The 16,614-nt window shown below is 58.6% G+C and carries 10 protein-coding genes and 2 pseudogenes; 10 read left to right on the forward strand and 2 right to left on the reverse strand.

The genetic code is table 11. From position 1 onward, the window contains the following. The first annotated feature begins 78 nt into the window (after window positions 1–78). On the forward strand, window positions 79–1,266 hold the full coding sequence (metK, locus tag RA167_RS00850; protein WP_076785911.1) for a methionine adenosyltransferase: 1,188 nt from the start codon (window positions 79–81) through the stop codon (window positions 1,264–1,266). A gap of 122 nt (window positions 1,267–1,388) precedes the next feature. On the opposite strand, the gene RA167_RS00855 is transcribed toward metK, so the two are convergent. Both RA167_RS00855 and RA167_RS00860 read right to left on the reverse strand, forming a co-directional pair. Continuing rightward, window positions 1,389–2,156 carry a BPSS1780 family membrane protein gene (locus RA167_RS00855; RefSeq protein WP_076785912.1) on the reverse strand — a complete coding sequence of 256 codons (768 nt, stop codon included), beginning with the start codon at window positions 2,154–2,156 and terminating at the stop codon, window positions 1,389–1,391. 150 nt (window positions 2,157–2,306) lie between these two features. Beyond that, entirely contained in the window at window positions 2,307–3,713 is a 1,407-nt protein-coding gene (locus RA167_RS00860) for an amino acid permease (protein ID WP_076785913.1), read from the reverse strand. Window positions 3,714–4,067: 354 nt separating this feature from the next. Here RA167_RS00860 and RA167_RS00865 point away from each other — a divergent pair, with 354 nt between their 5' ends. The 9 genes and pseudogenes from RA167_RS00865 (at window position 4,068) to panP (ending at window position 15,565) form a co-directional block, all read left to right on the forward strand. Then, window positions 4,068–4,280: a hypothetical protein gene (locus RA167_RS00865; protein ID WP_076787564.1), complete on the forward strand. Its 213-nt coding sequence runs from the start codon at window positions 4,068–4,070 to the stop codon at window positions 4,278–4,280. A gap of 222 nt (window positions 4,281–4,502) precedes the next feature. Next, complete coding sequence (locus RA167_RS00870) at window positions 4,503–5,543, forward strand: serine/threonine protein kinase (protein WP_076785914.1); 1,041 nt, start codon at window positions 4,503–4,505, stop codon at window positions 5,541–5,543. 265 nt (window positions 5,544–5,808) lie between these two features. Continuing rightward, a complete protein-coding gene (locus RA167_RS00875; protein ID WP_076787566.1) occupies window positions 5,809–8,004 on the forward strand; it encodes a TonB-dependent receptor in 2,196 nt (731 codons plus the stop codon). Window positions 8,005–8,032: 28 nt separating this feature from the next. Beyond that, entirely contained in the window at window positions 8,033–8,719 is a 687-nt protein-coding gene (locus tag RA167_RS00880) for a Fe2+-dependent dioxygenase (protein ID WP_076785915.1), read from the forward strand. After that, entirely contained in the window at window positions 8,716–9,333 is a 618-nt protein-coding gene (locus RA167_RS00885) for a PepSY-associated TM helix domain-containing protein (protein WP_235091367.1), read from the forward strand. The genes RA167_RS00880 and RA167_RS00885 overlap by 4 nt, the downstream gene beginning before the upstream one ends. 164 nt (window positions 9,334–9,497) lie before the next feature. Beyond that, a pseudogene (locus RA167_RS00890) lies at window positions 9,498–10,289 on the forward strand (transposase); the annotation flags it as partial. Window positions 10,290–10,940: 651 nt separating this feature from the next. Further along, window positions 10,941–11,582 (forward strand): annotated as a pseudogene (locus tag RA167_RS00895) (condensation domain-containing protein); the annotation flags it as partial. An 80-nt stretch (window positions 11,583–11,662) separates the two neighbouring features. Next, window positions 11,663–12,792 (forward strand): IS3 family transposase gene (locus tag RA167_RS00900; protein WP_370643028.1). Its coding sequence is split into 2 segments (ribosomal slippage): window positions 11,663–11,924 and window positions 11,924–12,792, totalling 1,131 coding nucleotides; the frame shifts between segments, so codons are not numbered across the junction. Window positions 12,793–13,936: 1,144 nt separating this feature from the next. Continuing rightward, window positions 13,937–15,565, forward strand: coding sequence for a pyridoxal-dependent aspartate 1-decarboxylase PanP (panP, locus tag RA167_RS00905; protein ID WP_237574379.1), 1,629 nt, complete (start codon window positions 13,937–13,939; stop codon window positions 15,563–15,565). Window positions 15,566–16,614: the final 1,049 nt, after the last annotated feature.

Consider the following 16,614-nt stretch of genomic DNA (forward strand, 5'->3'; position numbering starts at 1 on the left):
CCGCTAAAGCGTCGCCGCTTCGATCCGAAGCCGGCAACGTGAAAACGCGACCGACTTCACTTACTGGGAGCTAACGAAGTGGCGAACAACTATCTCTTTACGTCCGAATCCGTATCTGAAGGCCATCCGGACAAGGTGGCTGACCAAATCTCCGACGCGATTCTCGACGCAATCCTGACGCAGGACCGGTATTCGCGTGTAGCGGCCGAGACGTTATGCAACACCGGCCTGGTGGTGCTGGCCGGCGAAATCACGACGCATGCAAACGTCGACTATATCCAGATTGCGCGCGACACGATCCGGCGCATCGGCTACGACAATACCGATTTCGGCATTGACTACCGCGGCTGTGCGGTGCTGGTCGCTTACGACAAGCAGTCGCCGGATATCGCGCAGGGCGTGGACAATGCGCACGACGACAATCTGGATCAGGGCGCGGGTGACCAGGGTCTGATGTTCGGCTATGCGTGCGACGAAACGCCCGAATTGATGCCGTTGCCGATTTATTTGTCGCACCGGCTCGTCGAGCGGCAAGCCGATCTGCGGCGTGATGGTCGTCTTCCGTGGCTGCGTCCGGACGCGAAGTCGCAAGTGACGGTGCGCTATGTTGACGGGCGTCCGGATTCGATCGACACGGTCGTGCTCTCCACGCAGCATGCGCCGGATATTGATCTGTCCACGTTGCGCGAGGCGGTGATTGAGGACGTCATCAAGCCGGTGCTGCCGAACGAGCTGATCAAGGGCGACTTGAAGTTCCTCGTCAATCCGACCGGGCGGTTCGTGATCGGCGGTCCTCAAGGCGATTGTGGACTCACTGGCCGCAAAATCATCGTCGATACGTACGGCGGGGCCGCGCCGCACGGCGGCGGTGCGTTCTCGGGCAAAGATCCGACCAAGGTGGATCGTTCCGCCGCGTATGCCGGCCGCTATGTCGCGAAAAACATTGTCGCCGCGGGCCTTGCGTCGCGCTGCCTGGTCCAGGTCTCCTATGCAATCGGTGTCGCGCGTCCGACGTCGGTGATGGTTAACACCTTCGGGACCGGCCGGGTGCCGGATTCGATGATTACCGAGCTTGTCCAGCAGCACTTCGACCTGCGCCCGAAGGGCATCATTCAGATGTTGGACCTGCTGCGGCCGATCTACGAAAAGACCGCTGCATATGGCCACTTTGGTCGCGAGGAACCTGAATTCTCGTGGGAAGCAACCGACAAGGCCATTGTGCTGGCCGACGCGGCTGGCATCAAGCCGATTGCCGCCGTCGCCTGACAGCACAGGCATGACTGCGCTGACGTGCCGGAGCTGCCGGCACACCACAAAACCCTCGGCCTAGTCGGGGGTTTTGTGGCTGGGCTTGCTCATCCCCGCTTAGCGCGGGGCGCAGGCAGCGCTCAACGTGTGATAAACACGTCCCGATAGCCGACGTAGACTGACAAGAATAACAAAGGTAGTACGATCAGCCAGCCGAGCAGAAACGGGAGTGCACCGACCACCAGCATCACGAGCAGCAACAGCGCATAGACAATGCCCGCCCGCCAGTTTCGCATCACGCCCTTGAAGCTTGCCCGCATCGCACGAATGGGCGCCACGTCATGCAGTATCACTAGCGCGGGCGCGAACCATGCAGCGGCTACCGCCACCGTGACGATCGCGATATAGATCAGCAGCCCGACGAGGCTCGATGCCCCCAATTGGGGTGGGTTGCCTGGCTGGTGCGAGACCAACTGAGCAAATGTGTCGAAGCCGATGATCGACGCGAGCACCACGACACCGATAATCACGATCGCGAACGTGAGCGCGCCGACCAACGCTAGCGGGCCCAGCTTGCGCGTGAACCCGGTGAATAGGCCGCCGATGCGCACGTCGCCGTCGGCACGGAACTGCTCGCACGTGAACATCAACCCGCCCAGCAGTATCGGCGTGACCAACATCGACAGCAGGTTGAACACCGGCGCGAATGACAGCGCGCACTCGATCACCATGTACAACAGGGCCAGGCCGATCCACTGCAGCGGACGGCGCTTGAACAGCGTCCATGCGTCTGTGATCCAGCGCAAGCCTTCTGCCGCAGTGACCGTGCGTCCGTCTAGATTCAACGTTTCGACGGATGGCGCCGAGCCGTCTGGAGCGAGCGGAGGGTTCAGCGTGTCGTCGTTCATGAGGCCCTTTTCACAAAATTCTGTAGAGCATCCGTCGCAGGCGGCCTGTGCGCCGCCGTATCGCCGGGTGCGGTCGGCATCATAACTGGACGCCCGGCTGGGGCACGCGAAACAGGGCGTATCCAGGCACAATGCGGTCCGCCGCGAGCGCTATCCGTGCTCGGGGTTCAAAGCGAGCTTCGCATATCGCCGTGAATAACCGAAGTACACGGCCAGTCCTAGTGCCAGCCATGCCACGAATGCGACCCACGTCATCGCCTGCAAATGGGCCATCAGAAACACGCAGGATGCGACCGCGAGCATCGGCACGAGTGGCACGCCTGGGCACCGGAATGCGCGCGGCAGCGTCGGATGCGTGCGGCGTAGAATCAGCACGGCGACAGAGACCATCGAAAACGCGGCGAGCGTGCCAATATTGATCAACTCCGCCAATACGTCCAGTGGCACCAGCGCGCCGATTAACGCGAAAAAGATGCCGACCAACCAGGTGGTGATTAGCGGCGTCTGGAAGCGCGGGTGGATGCGCGAGAGCGCGGCGGGCAGCAAGCCGTCCCGGGACATCGCAAAGATGATGCGTGTCTGGCCGTACATCATCACTAAGATCACCGTCAGCATGCCGAGCACCGCACCTAGATCGACGAAGCCGGCAACCCAGTCCGCACCGATCCTCTGCAGCACGTAGGACACCGGATGCGACACGTTCGCGAACTCACCGTACGGCACGATGCCGGTGACTACGGCGGCGACCGTCACATAGAGCGCCGCGCAGACGGCGAGCGACGCAATGATGCCGATCGGCAAGTCGCGTTTCGGGTTCTTGACCTCTTCTGCCGCGGATGACACCGAGTCAAACCCGATGAAGGCGAAAAACATCACCGCGGCGGCCCCGAACATGCCGGACCAGCCCATCGGCATGAACGGGTGCCAGTTCGTGGGCCGGACATGGAACGCGCCGACCGCGATCACCAGCAGCACGACGGCTACCTTAATTGCGACCATCACATTGTTGACCCGGGTGGATTCACGCACACCGATCGATAACAGGAATGTGATGGCCATCATCACGAGGAACGCTGGCAGGTTGAACCACGTTGTGTGGCCGGGTACGGTGCCAGGCGCCGCAGTGAGTACTTGCGGCAGCGTGATGCCGAAGCCGGACAGTAACGATTGCAGGTAGCCGGACCATCCAACCGACACCGCCGACGTCGCGAGCCCGTATTCAAGCATTAAATCCCAGCCGATGATCCAAGCGGCAAGCTCGCCGAGCGTCGCATACGAATAAGTATAGATTGAGCCGGCGACCGGAATCGTCGATGAGAATTCGGCGTAGGCAAGCGCCGCGAAGCAGCACGCGATCGCCGCAATGACGAAGGACAGCGTCAGGGCGGGGCCGGCGATCACCGCGCCGGTTCCTGTCAGCACGAAGATGCCTGTACCGATGATCGCTCCGATGCCCAAAAGCGTGAGATCCAGTGGGCCCAGTGCCCTGTGCAAGCTGTTGTCAGCATTGCGGCGGGCCAGCATATGACCAATATCTTTCTTTCGAAACAATGACATAAGGGGTATTCGGCAGCCGTGGAGCGGCGCAACCGACTTCGGTAAAACCGGTTATTCTAGCTGACTGGTGCAAACGGTCCGCCCTGGGTTGCGCTGATTGGTCGTACGCTGCGGGCACGATGAGGCAATCGGTGCGTGCCAGCGGGCGGCGAGCACCGGCGTGTCAAATTCGGCACAATGGCAGCAGGCGTCGGCGGGACCGGGACGGTGGCTGGTCGCTGCGACGCGTGTCGTTGTATAGAGGTGATGGATCAGTCGCAATTGGGCTGTTCCATATTTCCATTTCGGGCTTCGCAGGATGCGCATCGCCGACACAATGCCTGTCGGACGGGCCAACATCAAAAGGGGGAAATCATGAAGGTAGGTTCAATCGTGCGTTCCAGCCATATCGCAGTGCCGCGCGACGCGCGCGGCATCGTATTGCGCATCCTGGGCGACATGGCGATGGTGACATGGTTCGAGGGCGAGCCGGGGCAATCCAAGCCGCTCAACACCGAGCCGTTCTTCTTGGTGGATTTGATCGAGACCGGCGAGGTGGTACGCCCGGCGGACGCACCGTTGCACTAATGTAGCCTGGATGCGGCTGGCGGGGGCTGCCTCTCGCGCTGGTGCGGGTGCTGGCGGGGCTGCCGCGGGTGTTGGCACGGGCGCTGGCGAGGGTCTGCCTCGCGCACTGGCGCGGGTGCTGGCGGAGAACTGCTGCGGATAATGCCACGAACAGGACTGCGTCTCGTCCCCGTCCGCGTGCGGCGATGCTCGGGCCGTGCGCCGCTCAGGCACAATGGCGGGATGGAACCCAATGATCGCAGCTTCAACAATCCGCCGCGCGCCGATGCCGGCGCCCTGGCTCCCTACGCGGGCCTGACGCCCGAGCGCGTGCTCGACGCGCTTGATGCCGTGTTAGCGCGCGGCGGTCGCCGTACCGACGGACGGTTGCTTGCACTGAACAGTTATGAAAACCGCGTTTATCAGGTCGGCATCGAAGACGCCGCGCCGCTGGTAGCGAAGTTCTACCGGCCCGGGCGTTGGAGCGATGAGGCAATCTTAGAGGAGCATGCGTTCGTCGCGCAGCTGGCCGAGCATGAGATCCCGGCCGTGCCGGCGATCATGCTCGACGACCATACGCTGCATGAGATCGACGGTTTCCGCTTCGCGTTGTTCGAGCGGCGTGGCGGCCGAGCACCGGAGTTGGAGGACAGCGCTACGCTGCAATGGCTGGGACGCTTCATCGGCCGCATCCACTCGATCGGTCGGCAGCGCGACTACGTCGCTCGCGGGCCGCTGGATATCGACACGTTCGGCCGTGAGCCGCTTGCGTACCTGCTCGCCAGCGGCTTCGTGCCGCTCGAGTTGCGTCAGGCCTACGAGACGATCAGCCAACTGGCGCTGGACGCGGTGCAAGCCTCGTTCGAACGCGCCGGCGATGTACGCGCGTTACGCGTGCACGGTGACTGCCATCAAGGCAACGTGCTGTGGACCGATGCCGGCCCCCATTTCGTCGACTTCGACGACAGCCGGATGGCACCGGCGATTCAGGATCTATGGCTGCTGCTACCGGGCGAGCGCGCGCAGGCGAGCCGTGCGCTGGGTCACGTGTTGGCGGGCTACGAGGACTTTTGCGAGTTCGATTCACGCGAGCTTCACTTAATCGAAGCGTTCCGCACGTTGCGCTTGATCCACTATGCGGCATGGCTTGCGCGTCGGTGGGACGATCCGGCGTTTCCTGTCGCATTTCCGTGGTTCAACACGCACCGGTACTGGGAGGATCGTATCTTGGAATTGCGTGAGCAGGTCGGGGCGTTACAGGAGCCGCCGCTGTGGCCTGTGTGAGGTGGGCTGCCGATATTGACTGTCCGCCATGCGTCAGTTGAAAAAAGACGTCATACATGTAATGATAACGATTCGCATTTCAGTGTGATGCGGGATATGCGAACACGAGCCGCCAGCCCACCACGCTCACCCGTGCCGTGACAACGGTAAGGGAGCGGCGTAAGCCAGCCGACAATCAAGACATGCCGCAGGGCGCTTTGCCGTGCGGGCGACGTCATGCGAGCGCGAGGGCGTGAGCGTCGCCATTTCGCAGGACATACCGACAATGACGAAGATGACGCCGCTCGCCACGACGCTGGTGGCCGCTTTTACCGTGCCGATGCCGGCGCTTGCACAGTCCGCTCAACCCGATTCCAATTCACAAGACACGCAACATGGCGCCGTGGCTCGTGCCGCGCTGCCCGCCGTACGGGTCACCGGCGATGCGGATCGGGCCGATTTCCAGGTAACGCGCGCCTCCGTCGGTGCAAAACGCCCCACCACGCTGCGGGACATCCCGCAGGAGGTAGTGGTGATCAACAAGGCCTTGATGCAATCGCAAGGCGTCGCGTCGTTTGCCGACGCGCTGCGCAACGTTCCGGGCATCACGATTGGCGGGGCCGAGGGTGGGCAGATCGGCAATAACATCAATCTGCGCGGCTTCACGGCCCGCACCGATATCTATCTGGATGGCTTCCGCGATCGCGGGCAATACTATCGCGACACCTTCAACCTCGAATCGATCGACGTGCTGTATGGGCCGTCGTCGATGTTGTTCGGACGCGGCTCCACCGGCGGCGTGATCAACCAGGCCAGCAAGAAGGCGAATCTGACGCGTTCGGCCGAGGTAAGCGGTACTGTCGGCACGGGCGACGACTACCGGACCACGGTCGACGTGAACCAGCCGATCTCCGATACTGCGGCGGTGCGGGTCAACGCATTTGGCCAGAGCGTGGGCACCACGCGCGATGCGATGCGCAACAAGGATTTCGGTATTGCGCCGCAGGTGCGCTTGGGTATTGGAACACCTACCGAGATTACCCTCTCGGCGCTGATCCAGCATAACCGCGACATGCCGGACTATGGTGTGCCGGCGGTCAATGGGCACCCGGTGCCGGTGGGCCGCGAGCGCTTTTACGGCTACACGGGCGATCGCACGGTGCAAGACGTGCAGACGTTGTCGGCGCGCATCGAGCATCGGTTCAGTGATGAACTGAAGCTGCGCAACCAAACGCAGTTTAGCCACTACGCGACCGATGCGCGCGCAACCAACGCTGCCAGTGTGGTGACTGGGCCGCTCGCCGGTTCGCGTGCGCTGTCCAACGGCAGCTACACGTCGCTGCCGCTATCGAACTTGTACGTGAAGCTGATGGGCAAGGATAGAGTGATCAACGATCACTCGCTTTATAACGCGACGGACGTCGAATGGAAGGTCGCGACCGGGGCACTGAAGCACGACTTGATCGCCGGTATCGAGCTTGGGCACGAGACATACAATAACCAGTCCTATACCGCAACCGGCGCCGGCATGCCGAGCAACGTGATCGGCGTGGTACCTCTGACCGGTGCAGCTTACGTGCCACGGCCAGCCGATGTGGTGCGGGGCATCGGCAACCTGGCTAGGTCCAGCGCGAACTCAATTGGTGTATATGTGAATGACACGGTGTCGCTGACGCGGCAGTGGAAGGTGGTTGGCGGCGTGCGCTGGGACCACTATCAGGCCCATATCGCAAACTCGATGAATGCTCCGTCCTATGCCGCGCAGACGAACAGCTACACGAGCGTGCGCGGTGGCGTGATCTACCAGCCGGACGATGCACAGTCGTACTACTTATCATATGGTACGTCGTTCAATCCGTCACTCGAGGCGCTGACGCTGACCAATGGCACGCAAAATCTGAAGCCCGAAACGAACCGCTCATACGAGGTGGGCAACAAATGGGACTTGCTGGGCGGCACATTGTCGATTTCGCAATCGCTGTTCAACATCGACAAATCCAACGCACGCACGCAGGATGCGACCGGCGCGTATTCGATCGACGGTGACGTGCGGGTGCGAGGTTACCAGTTTGGTGCGTCGGGCCGGATCACGGACAAGTGGCAGCTATACGGCGGCTATACGTACTTGAACAGCCGCATCACGGGCGCGAAGGACGGCACGCAGGGCAACACGCCGGCAAATACGCCGCGCAACATGTTGACGCTGTGGACGACATATGAATTCATGCCGCACTGGCAGGCGGGCGGTGGCCTGAATTACATGAGCACGCGCTATGCGGCGAACAACAACCGAGTGTCTGTTGGCGGCTATACGCGCTGGGATGCCATGATCGCGTATCACGCCAAGCAGTACGACATGCAGCTGAACTTGCTGAACGTGACGGACAAGCGCTACTACGATGCACTGATTCCGTCCGACGGCGGGCGCGCGGTGCCGGGACTGGGCCGCACGTTGCTGGCGACGTTCAATTACCGGATCTAACCATGCAGCTGACAGCCGGCGACGTGAGATGATCGTGTCCATACCGAACGTATTGTCGCCGCAGCAATTGCAGGCGATACGCGCCGCCCTGGACGCGGCCGGCCACGCGTGGGTCGATGGTCGCGCCACGGCCGGCTACCAGGGCGCGCCGCTCAAGCACAATCAGCAAATCGACGAGCGCGCGCCGGTTGCGCGCGAGCTGGGGGACGTGATCCTGGCCGAGCTGGAGCGGCATCCGCTGTTCATTAGCGCGGTGTTGCCCAACCGCGTGTATCCGCCGCTGTTCAATCGCTATGGCGCCGGGATGGCGTTCGGCGACCACGTCGACGGTTCGATCCGGATCGTGCCTGGACATGACGCGAAGCTGCGCACCGACGTGTCGGCGACGCTGTTTTTGGCCGGGCCCGACGAATATGATGGCGGTGAACTGGTGATCGAGGACACCTATGGCGCGCACGAGGTCAAGTTGGCCGCCGGTGACATGGTTGTTTATCCGGCGACCAGCGTTCACCGGGTCGCGCCGGTCACCCGCGGCGTGCGGCTCGCCAGCTTTTTCTGGATCGAGAGCCTGGTGCGCGACGACGCCAGGCGCGCGCTGTTGTTCGACCTGGATACGGCGATCCAGCGCCTGAACCGCGATCATGCCGATGACGTCGCGCGGCGGCAGCTAATCGGGTGTTATCACAATCTTCTGCGCATGTGGGGCGAGACATGACGCGCCGCTCGACGTTCCTCAAATGGCTGCGCAACGTGCACGGCTGGATTGGCCTGTGGGGCGCGGTGCTGGGATTGATGTTCGGCGTGACCGGCTTCCTGCTGAATCACCGCGGCGGGCCGATGAAAATCTCGCCGGGTGAGCCGCAAGTGTCGCAAATGCGGCTGCCGCTGCCCAATTCCGCTCCGGATTCCCCGCAAGCACTCGCCGAGTGGGTCGGCCGTGAACTGCGCTTTGATGGCCGTATTGGACGCATGCAGCGCGAGCCGGCGCACAAGGTCGCGTGGGGCAATCGCAGCGTGATGCAGCCGGAGCGCTGGAGCGCAATGCTGGCCGGCCCGAAGACGTCGATTCTAATCGAATACTGGCAAGGCAATCCGACCGTATCGGTCAAGCGCACCGAAGGGACGTTGCTCGCCATGTTGAACAATATGCACCGTGGTGGCGGCATGGGTATTGGTTGGACCTTGCTCGTCGATACGATCGCCGGCAGTCTGGTGCTGCTGTCGTTGACCGGCGTATTGCTGTGGACCGAACTGAACCGGCGCAAAACAATCGGCGTCGCGATTTTCGTCGTGTCGCTCGTCGCGATGGTCGTGTGCGGCATCGTGTGATGTGCGCCCGTTCGCCGCATCACCGTTGAGCATCATCGTCGCGAACGGCAGGCTGGCCGGTTATAGGGGCGCAGCGAGCCGGTGAGGCTAACCCAAAAAAACTGGGCCATTCAAAAGTAGAAAACTTCGGCATGATGCAACCCTGACAAGCAAAAGGTCATGTCGTGAAGATGAGCCAATACACTGAAGTACAGATTGCATTCGCGTTGAAGCAGGCAGGGCTGGGCACGCCAGTGGCTGAGGTGGGCTGCAAGAGGAGCATCAGCAATGCGACGTTTTACAACTGGCGGCACAAGTATGGGGGGCTGGGCTCGTCGGAGCTGCGTCGCCTGAAGCAACTCGAAGAAGAAAACGCGAAGCTTAATTGGCGGGTGGCAGACTTGTCGCTGGACAAAGCCATGTTGCGGGATGAGCTGTCAAAAAAGCTCTGACGCCTTCCCGGCTGTGTGGACTTACCGCGGATCGCAACGCTTTGGCGCAAGCCAGTGCCAAGCCTGTAGGGTACTGAAGCTGTCGCGTTCGGTGTACAGCTATCAGTCAATCGCACGGGATTCGAGTGCGATCGTGCTGCGCATCAAGCAGATCACGCAAACACGCGTGCACTCCGGTTATCGCTGGGTGCATATGATGCTGCGTCGGCAAGGCTGGGGCGACAACAAACGAGTTTATTGGCTCTATCGCGAGCAGGAGCTGTCATTGCGGCATAAGAAGCCGCGGCGGAACAAGGCGGCGCGCCTGAAGCAGCTAAAGCAGATAATGACCGTGATCAACGAGATCTGGAGCGTGGATTTGTCGCTGACGCACTGTATGACGGCCGGCGTTTGCGCACGCTGACAATTGTCGATCATGATACGCGCGAATGTTTGGTCATCAAGGTGGGCGCCACGCTACGTGGTGAAGACGTCGTGGCGGCGCTGGATCGCATCGCTGCGGGCCGGCCGTTACCTCGCTTTATCTAGGCGGACAATGGTGGGGTCGTGAAGCTGAGCTAGCCGGCATGCGTGCGTCATTTTAAGCAAACCTTGCCATCTCTCAATCCAAAAATGCGGCTTTGAGCGCGAGAAACGGCTCCTGTTATTATTTCGTACGTAGAAATAGAATGAGAAAGCTAAGGATCTGGTGCGCATTATGGCAAACGGCGCGATACAGCTGTTTGAGTCTGAGAATAAGGTAAGCGATAAAGCGTAATCGGCGTGTATATCGTCCGTAGGCTGCTGTGTCAAGTCCAATCGAGCTAGTGAGTTATCGTTTCACGTTTATCTCCTCTGCTCGACGTGAGCGTGTGGTTGTTTAATTTAATGTTGATCAATTTGTATGGTAGACGTGCTGAGCCCGTTCTACAGAACATCGCCATATAGGCAAGTGATTCAGCCACTATCATAAGCGGCACAGCACTTGCTCATTCTTCAAGCGAAATTTTTTCAAAGACCTTGGCATGGCATAGGTGACGTGCATCCGTGATGTGCCATGGATGTCACATCCAAACCAATGAGGTTCAACATGGCTTTTTGCAAGCGATGTTAACCGCCCTATATTTAATTTTTAATTGGTATGTAATTAACTTGTGTATTTAAACCTGGGCTGCTGTGGCCTGGATTGGAGCTAACATGTCGTTGAACGCTACGTCCGTTACCTATCCGTTATCCGTTGCCCAAACAGAAATTTGGCTCGCACAGCAGCTCCATCTAGACAGCCCGGTCTACAACATTGCGCAGTACACCGTCATCGAGGGCGCTATTGATGTGGCCGTTTTTGAAGCAGCATTGCGTCAAGTCATCGATGAGGCGGATACCCTGCGCCTGCAATTTGTTGACAGCGACGATGGGCTCCGGCAGAAGATCGGTTCACCCGCATGGTCGGTGCCGGTGCTGGACTTCACTGCAGAAGCAAATCCGCAGGCGGCTGCCCAAGCGTGGATGCGTGCCGATTATGACCAGCCGGTGGACTTGACGCAAGGACCGCTTTTTTACTATGCATTGTTGAAAATCTCGCCCGCGCAATGGATTTGGTACCAGCGCTATCACCATATCGTGATGGATGGGTATGGCGGCGTACTCATCGCGCAGCGCGTCGCGCACGTGTATAGTGCGCTATGCACGGGTACTGCGCCAGAGCCATGTGCTTTTGGCTCCGTTCTGAAGCTGTTGGAAAGCGATGCGCAGTACCAAGCGTCTACTCAACGGGCGCGGGATGAAACCTATTGGCTCCAGCACTGCGCCAATTGGCCCGAGCCCGCAACGCTGGCAAGCTGATCTGCTTTAGGAATTCTGGACCGACTCGGAAGCGAGTTTTTCGGCAAACTTGACCCTGAACCAGGAGGTGGTTTGTCATGAAACGCAAGCGTTTTTCGATCGAACAAATTGTGGCTGTGCTCAAGCAAGCGGAACTGGGGATGCCGGTGGCGGACTTGATCCGCCAGATCGGCATTTCCGAGCAGACGTTCTATCGGTGGAAGAAGCAATACGCTGGGATGCAGTCGGACCCAGTGCGTGAGCTCAAGCAATTGCAGGATGAGAATGCACGGCTCAAGAAGCTCGTTGCTGAACTGAGCCTGGACAAGGCTATCTTACAAGATGTTGCCTCAAAAAAGTGGCCCGGCCCGCGCTGAGGAGAACCGTAGTGGATTACGTGGTAAGCCACTACGGATTGACGATGAGGCAGGCCTGCCGGCTCGTAAAGCAACCGCGCAGCGTTCAATACTACCGCAGCGTCAAGGACCCTCGTGTTGAGCTTCGCGCGCGCATGCGCGAGATTGCCTACACACGCGTGCGCTACGGCTATCGGCATGTCCACGTGCTATTGCGCCGCGAAGGCTGGCAGTTGGGCAAGAATCAGGCGTACCGGCTGTATTGCGAAGAAAAGTTGCAGCTGCGCTCGAAGCTGCCGAAGCGACGAAAGATGGTGGTGACACGGGTGGCCAAGATCATGCCGGCCAAACCGAACGACGCCTGGAGTATGGATTTCGTGGCCGACCAGCTGGCTGATGGTTCAAAATTCCGAACCTTGACGATCGTGGATGTCTTCACGAAGGAAGCACTGGCCATCGAAGTCGGACAACGATTAAAAGGCGAACACGTAGTGTCAGCACTGAATCGAATCGCAGCCAGACGCGGCGCTCCACGGCACCTGTTCGTGGACAATGGCAGCGAATTTTCCGCACGTCTGCTTGATATGTGGGCATATCATCATCGCGCAAAAGTGGACTTTAGCCGGCCGGGTAAGCCGACGGACAATTGCCACATCGAGACGTTTAATGGATCATTCCGTGACGAGTGCTTGAACTTACATTGGTTCGAGACGTTGAGCGAAGCAAAAGCGATCGTCCAGGCGTGGCGCCGGGATTACAACGAGAGCCGTCCTCACTCTGCTCTCAAAGAGTTGGCGCCAGCTGAATTTGCCCGTCAGCTGGCGCTTTTGCCGGGTCCGGCTGGACCCGAAACGCCGGAAAACTCGCTCTAGATCTGGTCTAGAAAACCCAAGCGGATCATGCATTTTATGAAAAACCACCTCGTTCAGGGCCAAGTTTGCCGCAAAACTCGCTTTCAAATCGGTCCAAAACTCCTACAGCAGATCAATATCAACGATGCGGTGGCTTCACACTTAACAGCATCTGACGAGTTTTGCTGCCCCAAGCAGTCTCAGCTAAAGCGTGTCAAGCCTTGCTGATAGATCGGCACAGTGGCGAACCGCAATGGCTTGCCTTCCGCTTTTTATTGAAAATTTTGGCTTTATCGTTTCATTTGTTCAAGATCTGTCGTTTTAAGCAAAGATAATGGGCTTGAGTGCATCATGGTGAGTGCGTTACAGTCTTTCAACCAGGCGCTAAGCGTTGCAATTACTTGAATCTGTGTAGCAGCTCCTGATAGCTGGGTAAAGTGATTGCAAGACTTCAAGCAGTTAACGGCGGGCTGATTAGTCAGCGAACGGGTGTATTGCCGTAGCCGTATGGCTAAGCAAAGTGATGTCTGGAGGGAAAAATGAAGAAGTAAACCAGTATTGGACCCAATGACGCCGTGCCTGTGCGACGCACTGGCTTGCCCTGTTCTTTTTGACTGTTTTGCTTGACCGACTGTAATGCCAATTTGCGCGCAGCGTCACGCGCGTTATGCCTAGTATTTTTGCTAAAGCTTGGCATAAATTGGTCGTGGTGTGATCACTGGCCGGCCAAGTCGCACGAGGAGCGCACTGACGCGTGCCGATGAGTGGCCTTGATCGCTGTAGTGAATGGTTAAGGATTGCACGCGATGTGTCATAAAAGCCGTAGTATTTCCCGAAGAACAACGAGAGATTTTGAGTGCGGCATTAATATTGATTTGCACATCTATTAATTAATAGGGCGATCGGTTTCCTGAGTCGGAGCTTTGTTACGGATGCTACTAGCATCACGCCCGTTACACAACCGTTATCCAGTGCGCACTGCAGTCATGGAGCAATGCTCAAGCCGGAATCGACGGCCTTCATTGGTCCCATCCTAGCCCGCAAGCTAAATGAATTGGAGAATCAATAAGCTCAAGGCCAGACAAATGCGGTACGATAAACTTTGTAGTGCAGAAACGTTCAATAACCTTAAGCGCGAATTTGATCGCGCTAACCGAGAATGGTCATGGTTAGCCTGCCCGATAACGAGAATGCCGCACGTGAGCTGAACGATGTGTTGCAATGGTTCGACGCGGACCGCGGCGAATTCGTGTGGCTTGAGCAGCTGATCGCGCAGCACCCAGCCGCGTTTTTTGCAAGCAACCGTTTCAAGCCAGGTGGTGCGCATCCCGATGCCGAAACGACGTTCTCGATGGTCGATTTCCCCGAGACAGCGGCGTTGCCTGACGCACACGCCGCACACTTGCTCGACGACGTGTTTAGTCGCGTCATGCCGGTTGCGTCGTCGACCTTCGTTGGGCACATGACTTCGTCGCTGCCGTCGTTTTTACCCTCGCTCGCGAAGGTGCTGACCGCGCTAAACCAAAATGTCGTGAAGCTAGAAACCTCTGCTGCGATGACGGCGCTTGAGCGTCAGGTCATCGGGATGCTGCACAAGCTGGTTTTTGGTCAGGACGATGCATTTTATCGAAGTTGGCTGCATAGCGGCGATCATGCGCTCGGTGTATTCTGCTCGGGTGGCACGGTGGCCAATCTCACCGCACTATGGGCAAGCCGCAATAATCTACTGCGCTCCCGGGCTGGCTTCGCCGGGGTCAACCGCGTCGGGCTCATGCAGGCGCTTCGCCATTACGGCTACGACGGGCTCGCTATTCTTGTATCGGAGCGCGGGCATTATTCGCTGCGCAAGGCCGCGGATGTGCTTGGGATCGGTTGCGATCACCTGGTCCGGATTCCTGTGGATGCAGCGGACCGAATCCGCATTGACGCATTGCGCGCGGCCGTGCGTGACCTGCAGCGCTGCAATATTTGTCCGATGGCGATCGTGGGTATTGCGGGAACTACCGAGACGGGCGCTATTGATCCGCTCGATGCGCTCGCCGATGTGGCGCGCGAGGCCAACTGTCATTTCCACGTCGACGCAGCCTGGGGTGGTGCAAGTCTGATGTCGGAGCGTCACCGTCATCGATTGGCCGGTATCGAGAGCGCCGATTCCATTGTCATCGACGCGCATAAGCAACTGTATGTACCGATGGGGTCAGGCGTGGTACTGTTCAGACAGCCGACGTGGACGGCCGAGATCCGCCAGCACGCCAACTACATCGTGCGCAAGGGTTCGAAAGATCTCGGCTGTCATACGCTTGAGGGATCGCGCGGCGCGGCGTCGGTGATGCTGTACACGAATCTACGCTTGCTCGGACGCCGGGGGTACGCTCGGCTGATCGATCTGAGTATCGACAATGCGCGATATTTCGCGTCGCTGATCGAACGCCAGCGGGATTTTGAGCTTGTCACTGCGCCGCAGCTTTGCATTTTGACTTATCGTTACGTGCCAGAGTCGGTGCGCGAGGCATTAACCAACGGCCCCGCGTCATTGCAGTCCGCTATTCAAGATGCGCTTGATGCGCTGACTGTTAGCATACAGGAAATGCAGCGTGACGCAGGCCGCTCGTTTGTGTCCAGAACACGCATCACCTCCGAGCGGTGGCAGGGCAGGGCAATCGTCGTATTTCGCGTGGTCCTCGCAAACCCGACGACCACGCGCGCGATGTTAGACGACATTCTGGCCGAGCAGCGCATGTTGGCAAGCGTGAGCTCGCGCCTACCGGATTTGATGGCGCTAGTATGCGGTTAAGGCACGCATGCAAGCGCGTTAAACAGAAGCCGGGTGGCTGGTTCGGCTTGTGGTTGGCGTTTTTTGAACTTGCGCTTTACAGTTATAAAAAACGGTTACCTTAAGCGTTAGCGTCCTTGGCATCGACAAGAAGGGCATAGGCAGCGACCTGTTTTCGGGCTTTCAGACATCGTGCAACAGCACAACCCAGTAAAAGTCGCCCTAGCCCACATCCCTGGTAAGAAGCATGGACGGCGAGGCGCCCCATACGAAAGCAGGGCACCGGATAGCGTGGGAGCTTTTGCCGTGCGACATCGTTTAACTGGGCGACGTCGACTTGAGCTGCACTCAAACTGTAATGGCCCAGAATAGTAGTAGGGGCATCGGTATTGACCAACACTCGTACAACAGCAACGCCTTTTTGCTTTGTTGAGTAAGCGCGCAGAAATGGACGTCTACAGCGTGCGCATTGACTTAGGTTTTTTGCTGCCCAAGCAGTCTCAGCTAAAAGTGTGTCAAACCTTGCTGGTAGGTTGGCACAGTGGCGAACTGCAATGGCTTGCCTTCCGCTGTCTGTTGCAAATTTCGGTTTTATCGTTTCATTTGTTCAAGACCTGTCGTTTTAAGCAAAGATAAAAGGCTTGAGTGCATTATGGCGAGTGCGTTACAGTCTTTTAATTAGGCGCTAAGTGACGCGATGACCTGAATCTGCGTAGTGGCTCCTGACAGCTGGGTACAGTGATTGCAAGACGTCAAGCAGTTAACGTTGTGCTGATTAGTCAGCAAACGGGTGCGTTGCTGTAGCCGTATGGCTAAAAAAGTGATGTCTGGAGAGAAAAATGAAGAAGTACCCCAGTGCCGAACCCAATGACGCCACGCCTGTGCGACGTACTGGTTTTAACTGTCTTGCTTGGCCGAGTGAAACGCCAATTCACGCGCAGCGTCACGCCCGTTATGCTAGGTGTGTACGCTAAAGTTTGACATCAATTGACCGTGGCGTGATCACTGGTCGGCCAAGTGATACGAACGGCGCACTGATGCGTGCCGATGAGTGGCCCTGATCGCCGCAT

The organism is Mycetohabitans endofungorum (assembly GCF_037477895.1).
GTDB lineage: Bacteria > Pseudomonadota > Gammaproteobacteria > Burkholderiales > Burkholderiaceae > Mycetohabitans.